Below are 6,751 nucleotides of genomic sequence, written 5' to 3' on the forward strand. Positions count from 1 at the left end.
TTTTCGTACCCGTTTTCCGGGAGCAAATGTGGACGAACATCGCAGACGGGTACAGCGCCGTCGTCCCCGAAGACCGCGACAGAGACGCACCCCCACGCGATGAATTGCGATCCGAAGACGGCGTCACCCGCGCGTCCTGCGGCGTTCACCCCCTGCGGCTTCGTACAATCGCGCCATGACTGTCGACGCCCCCGAGCGCCATATGAGTGAGATGAACATCGCGGCCATCGTGCCCTGCTACAACGAGGAAGTCGCGATCCCGACCGTGATCCGCGACCTCAAGGCCGCCGTTCCGGGCATCACGGTGTACGTCTACGACAACAACTCGAGCGACCGCACGTCGCAGGTCGCCGCCGAGGCCGGCGCCATCGTCCGCTTCGAGCAGCGCAAGGGCAAGGGCAACGTCGTGCGCCGCGCCTTCGCCGACATCGACGCCGACATCTACCTCCTCATCGACGGTGACGACACCTACGACGCCGCCGCGGCGCCTCACATGATCGAGACGCTCCTGTCGGGCCCGTACGACCACGTGCTCGGCGTGCGCACCGAGGACTCGGACGAGTCGGCCTACCGCCCCGGCCACGCCGCCGGCAACAAGGCGTTCAACAACCTCGTCGGCCGCCTGTTCGGTGAGCCGGTCACGGACATGCTCTCCGGCTACCGCATCTTCAGCCGACGCTTCGTCAAGTCCTTCCCTGCCCTCTCGCGCGAGTTCGAGATCGAGACCGAGCTGACGGTCCACGCCGTCAACCTGCGCGTGCCGCAGGTCGAGGTCCCCGTCGGGTTCAAGGACCGCCCCGAGGGCAGTGAGTCGAAGCTGCGCACGTACCACGACGGCTTCCGCATCCTGCGCGTCATCGCCACGCTGCTGCAGTACGAACGCCCTGTCGCCTTCTTCGGCGGCATCGGAGCGTTGTTCCTGCTGCTGTCGACCGTGATGAGCATCCCGCTGTTCCTCACCTACGCCGACACGCACACCGTGCCGCGGCTCCCCACCGCCATCTTCGTCACGGGGCTCGCGATCGTGGGGGCATTGGCAATCGTCGTCGGCATCATCCTCAACGGCAACCTGCGCCAGCGGCAGGAGAACGCCCGCCTGGCCTACCTGCGGCTCCCCCCGGTCGCGTGAGCACCGTCGCCAGCCGCCACGAAACCGCCTCTGCGCCGCGCAGGGGCGGTTTCTGGCGCAACCCGGCGCTGCTGTCGTCGCTCTTCGTCCTGCTGACGATCGCACTCGCGAACGCGATCTTCCTCACGGGTCTGCGCAGCAGCACCCCGATGACCTACTACTCGGGGCTGGCCTCCCCGTCGCGGGGTTCTCTCCTCGGCGGGTGGACGATCGACCCCAATGTCGGTTGGACGGTGGAATCGCTCGGTCGAGCAGCTGCCCACCAGTGGGCGGACGGCCATGTGCCGCTGTGGAACTCGTACGAGGGCCTCGGGCAGCCCCTTGCAGGTGAGATGCAGTCGGCTGCGCTGTTCCAGCCCTTCATCATGCTGCAGCTGCTGCCGCACGGCGTCTTCGTCATGCATGTCGTCCTCGAGATCGTCGCCGGCCTCGCGACCCTCGCCTTCCTGCGCCGCTTCGGGCTCGGCTGGGTCACCTCGACGGTCGGGGGGTGCCTGTTCGCGGTCAACGGTGCGTTCGCCGTCATGACGAACGCGCCGTTCAACCCGATCGCCTTCCTGCCGCTGGGGCTGCTGGGCGTCGAGATGATCCGGGCGTCCTTGCAGCGCTCGCCCGACGCGCACGCGCCTCGACGCGGGAGCCGGCGCCCGTGGGCCGGCGTCGCCGTCCTCGCTCTTGCGATCGCGTGGATGCTGTTCGCCGGGTTCCCCGAGACGGCTTTCCTCGAGGCCCTGTTCATCGGCTGCTGGGCGCTCGTGCGGCTCGGGCAGGCGCGCGGACACCGCCTCGCCTTCGCGGGGCGGACCGCGGCAGGCATGGCGCTCGGACTCGCCCTCGCGGCGCCCGTCCTCGTCGCCTTCCTCGACTTCATGTCGTGGGGCTCGACGTCGTACCACGAAGCCGTCGCCAACGACATCTCCTACCCGCGACGCCAGATCATGTCGCTCGCGCTGCCGTTCGCCGTCGGCGCGCTCAACAACGCGGTGCTGCGACTGCAGGCCGGATACCTCACCCTGCCCGCTCTGTTCATGGCGCTCGTGGGCCTGACGGGCACACGCCGCCGCGGCATCCGCCTCCTGCTCGCCGGGACGATGATCGTGCTCATCGGCAACATGTTCCGATTCGAGCCGATCAAGCTGCTGCTCAACCACACCCCCGGCATCAAGGCGATCCTCGTCTACAAGTACGGCATCAGCATCCTCGAGTTCGCCGTCGTCATCGCCGTCGCTCTGGCCGTCGACGACCTCGCCCGACGCCGCGTCGGCCGTCGCCGCACCCTCGTCTGCGCGTCCTTGACCCTCGCGTACGCCGCCGTCACCCTCGCCGTGCTCGTCTCGCGCGGATACGTGGTGAGCCCGCGCTGGACCACCGCCGTGATGCTCGCGCTGGCCGCCGTCTGCGCCGTCCTCCTCGTGCTGCTGCTGCGTGCGCGTACGCACCACGAGGAAGCACCCGTGCCCGCTGACACGGCCGGGGCGCCCGCCGCCCGCACAGGCGCAACCGCGACGAGCAGCCCGGCCCGCGGACGATCCCTCGCTGCACCCCTCGCCGGCGCTCTGCTCGTGCTCACCGCGGCGGCGCACTTCGCCGTCCCGCAGGCGGGTGCCAGCCGCGCGGCGGCGATCGACATGAAGCCGGTCCACTACCTGCAGCAGCACCTCGGCACGTCGCGCTTCTACACGCTCGGCCCGATCCAGCCCGACTACGGCTCGTACTGGAAGCTCGGCCAGCTCAACGTCAACGACCTGCCGGTGCCGAAGAAGTACGGCGAGTTCGTGCTCGACGAGCTGCGCCCCTCTCACACCGGGCTCAGCGCCAAGCAGATGCAGGACACGTTCAAGGACTACCAGCTCATCCCCTTCAACCCGCCGGCCGCGGTGGAGCGCAAACTGCTCGTCGGCTACGGCGAGAAGCAGCAGGCCTTCCGTGAGGCCGGCGTGCGCTACCTCGTGACGCGCCCCGATGTCGTCAGCCCCGCGATGGCGACGAGGCTCGGCCTGGTCAAGGTGCTCGACTCGCCGAAGACGGACATCTTCGAGGACGCATCGGCGCAGCCGTACTACACGAGCGACGGCGCGTGTCGCGTCGAGAGCGGCTCCCGCACCGACGTCACGCTCACCTGCTCCCGCTCGGCGACCCTCACGCGCCGCGAGCTCGACGCTCCGGGCTGGCGCGCCACGGTCGCGACGGCTGGCGCGACGGGCTCGACGAAGGCGGTGGCCGTCGCCGACGGCCGGCTCTACCAGCGCATCGAGGTGCCGCAGGGCACCTCGCACGTCACGTTCGATTACCGTCCGCGTCACTTCGAGCTCGCCGTCGGCGTCTCGATCGCAGCGGCGTTCATGCTGCTCGTCGGGTGTGCGAGCACGCTCGTGCGACGTCGTCGACGAGATCGTCACGACACCGACGTGGCAGCGCCCGCATGCGGTTCGTCGTCATCGTCCGATTCAGTGGGAACCGGCGCGGCTGCAGACCAGGGAACGACCACCAGGGAAGGTTCGGAGCGCACATGAGTAACGCAGCATCCGTCAGCGGTGCCACCCGCGCCGACGAGTACGGCCGCACCGGCGGGGGCGGCTCCGAGCTCGCCTCTGCTCGAGGACGCAACCGCCGCCCGGCGCTCATCGCGTGCCTCGCCGTCGTGGTGGCGGTGTTGCTGGCGAACGCCGTCTACCTGCTCGGCGTCCGCAGCAATGACCCGATGCTGTACCACTCGGGGCTCGGCTCGCCGACGCATGGGCTGACGGACATCGGCCCCGACAGCGGGCACTATCCCCACACCATCGACGCCAACGACGGGTGGACGGTGCAGTCGCTCGGCAAGCTGTCGGCGCAGATGTGGAAGAACGGGCAGGTGCCGCTGTGGAACCCGTTCGAGGGGCTCGGGCAGCCGTTGGCGGGCGAACAGCAGTCCGCCGCGTTCTTCCAGCCGTTCATCATGCTCAACCTGCTGCCCAATGGCTCGTTCCTCATGCACCTCGCGCTCGAGCTGGTCGCCGGCCTCACGATGCTGGCCTTCCTGCGCAGCCTGCGCCTCACCTGGGTGGCCTCCACCGTCGGCGGCATCCTGTTCGCGATCAACGGAGTCTTCTCCGTCATGACGAACGCGCCGTTCAACCCCATCGCCTTCCTGCCGATGGTGCTGTGGGGCGTCGAGCTCGTCGCCTCCGACGTCCGACGCCGCACCCGGCCGCGCGTGGGCATCGTCGTCATCGCGCTCGGCCTGGCGTGGATGCTGTCAGCCGGGTTCCCCGAGACGGCCCTCATCCAGGGGCTCGTGATCGCCGCATGGGTGCTGGTACGCACCCCCGCGCTCGCACCGAGTCGCCTGCGTTTCCTGATGTGGAACGGCGTCGGGGCCGTCGCCGGAATCGCGCTCGCCGCGCCCCTTCTGCTCACCCTGAAGCACTTCCTCGGTTTCGCGTTCACCGCCTACCACGGTGGTGGTGAACGCCCGCCGTGGAAGTACCACGCGTACGCGTTCTACGGCCTCTTCGGTGAATACCTTGCAGGCCCCTTCAGCTCGAGCACCTTGATGAACGGCGTGGCCGGCTACGTGACGCTCGCGTCGCTGCTGTGCGCCGTCATCGGTCTGTTCGGCCGCCACCCACGCGGCGTGAAGATCATGCTCGTCACCCTCATCACGCTGCTCATGCTCAACATGTTCGGCGTCGAGGTCGTCAACAGAGTGCTGTACGCCATCCCCGGTGTCGACCTCGTCCTGCTCTACAAGTACGGCATCATCCTGCTCGTCTTCGCGTTCACGGTGCTGACCGCGTACGGCCTCGACGACCTCGGCCGCGGCCGCGTGCGCCGAGGCGCCGTTTGGACTGCAGCGGCTGTCACGACGGCGTACGTGACGGCCGGAGTCATCTATCTCGCACTGTCCGACCGCGTGTCCCACCCCACGTGGACGAGCGTCGCCGCGGGACTGTTCGGGTTCGTCATCATGGCGCTGACGGCCGCGTTCGCGTGGGGTTCGCGAGCGAAGGCCGCGGGCCCCGAGACGGGCGGTGCGGGTACGCGCCCCCGTCCGACGAAGCGCGCCGCGAGCGCCGCGCTCGTGGCGGGTCTCGTCATCGTCGCCGAGGCGGGCGCCTCGTACGCGACTCCCCAGCTGAACGCGAGCCCCCCAAAGCCCATTGACACGGCGCCCCCGGCCTACCTCCAGGAGCACCTCGGCACGTCGCGGTTCTTCACCCTCGGGCCGATCCAGCCGAACTACGGTTCGTACTGGCAGATCGCGGAACTCAACGTCAACGACCTGCCGGTGCCGGAGAAGTACAGCACGTACGTCATGGATCATCTGCGGCCACCGAAGGGCACGCCCGCGTACATCAGGCCGACGCGTGGGTTCAACCCCTTCATGCCCTATCTGCTCGTCACCCGTAACTCGCCGGCCTGGGGGCAGAAACGCATCCTCGCGGCATACGGCCAGCAGCAGGCGGCCTACCGTGACGCGGGCGTGAGGTACGTCGTCGCCGCGCCGGGCGTCGTCGACGGCGCGAGCGCCTCACGCCTGGGGCTGCGCCGGGTGTTCGGGTCGAAGAAGGCCGAGATCTTCGAGGACGCCGCGGCCCGCCCGTACTACGACACGCGTGGTGCATGCCGGGTCGAGAAGCAGACGCGCGAATCGGTGACGCTCGACTGTGCCCGGCCGACGACGCTCGTGCGCCGCGAGCTGAGCACGCCGGGATGGTCCGCGACGATCAACGGCACGAAGAAGCACCTGCCCAGTGGGCCGAACCAGCTCTTCCAGACCGTTCGGGCGCCCGGAGGCCGGTCGACGATCAGCTTCGCCTACCAGCCGCCGCACTTCCGAGCGGCCGCGGCGTTGAGCCTGGTGACGCTGGCCGCGCTCTGTCTCCAGCTGGTGCCGTTGCGCACGCGGCGCCGTCGTGAGTCGAGAGGCGAATCTGCTGCCACCCGCTCCGAGGAGCCCCGCTCGCTCTGAACGGGGCGGGCGTACCCATCTGCGATTTTCGTACCCGTTTACCAGGAGTAAATGTGGACGAACATCGCAGATGGGTACGGCTCCGACGCCCTCATAGCCGCCTCACAGCGACGCCATACGGGGTGGTGAAGTGAGGGCGGGACAGTGGCGTCATGAGCACGCAGGTCACCATGCCGCCGACACCGAACAGACTCGGCGCCTCCGCCGCCGCGGCACCACGCGAACCGCGCGTCATCCCCTCCTGGTGGCGTGACACGAGCATCGTCGTCGCCTGGGGCCTCGGCCTGTTCGTCGTCGCCCTGTGGGTGACGAACGGCGGGATTGCCGGCCTGACGTCCACGTCGGGTGTCCTCGACGAATCGGGCCGCCTCACGGGTCTGATCGCGAGCTACCTGCTCCTGCTGCAGGTGCTGCTCATGGCGCGAGTTCCGTTCGTGGAGCAGGCCTTCGGGCAGGATGGGCTGACGCGCCTGCACCGCTGGGTCGGCTTCTCGAGCTTCACGCTGATGCTCGCCCACATCGCCCTCATCACGCTCGGCTACGCCGCCGACGCGCACCAGAGCATCTGGGGGCAGATCGTCGACTTCACCCTCACCTACCCGGCGATGCTGCTCGCCCTGGCCGGAACCGTCGCGCTGTGCCTAGTTGTGATGACCAGGCACGTTGGT

4 protein-coding genes are annotated in these 6,751 nt (G+C 68.9%); all 4 read left to right on the forward strand.

Annotation, left to right across the window (positions count from 1 at the left end):
* Positions 1-175: 175 nt before the first annotated feature.
* The gene (locus J4Z35_RS06535) at positions 176-1,129 is read left to right on the forward strand and encodes a glycosyltransferase (RefSeq protein ID WP_074040500.1); all 954 of its coding nucleotides are present in this window, start codon (positions 176-178) and stop codon (positions 1,127-1,129) included.
* Positions 1,126-3,642 carry a hypothetical protein gene (locus J4Z35_RS06540; protein ID WP_074040501.1) on the forward strand — a complete coding sequence of 839 codons (2,517 nt, stop codon included), beginning with the start codon at positions 1,126-1,128 and terminating at the stop codon, positions 3,640-3,642. Before J4Z35_RS06535 ends, J4Z35_RS06540 begins: the two co-directional genes overlap by 4 nt.
* Positions 3,639-6,083, forward strand: coding sequence for a hypothetical protein (locus J4Z35_RS06545; protein WP_074040502.1), 2,445 nt, complete (start codon positions 3,639-3,641; stop codon positions 6,081-6,083). The genes J4Z35_RS06540 and J4Z35_RS06545 overlap by 4 nt, the downstream gene beginning before the upstream one ends.
* A 152-nt stretch (positions 6,084-6,235) precedes the next feature.
* Positions 6,236-6,751 (forward strand): ferric reductase-like transmembrane domain-containing protein (locus J4Z35_RS06550; RefSeq protein ID WP_208065452.1); only part of this gene is annotated, 516 nt, incomplete at its 3' end.

Source organism: Dermacoccus sp. NHGro5, from assembly GCF_017565385.1.
Taxonomy (GTDB): domain Bacteria; phylum Actinomycetota; class Actinomycetes; order Actinomycetales; family Dermatophilaceae; genus Dermacoccus; species Dermacoccus nishinomiyaensis.

Coding starts and splice junctions, on each gene's coding strand:
- J4Z35_RS06545 (WP_074040502.1), top strand. CDS start 3,639: ATGAGTAACGCAGCATCCGTCAGCGGTGCCACCCGCGCCGACGAGTAC.
- J4Z35_RS06535 (WP_074040500.1), top strand. CDS start 176: ATGACTGTCGACGCCCCCGAGCGCCATATGAGTGAGATGAACATCGCG.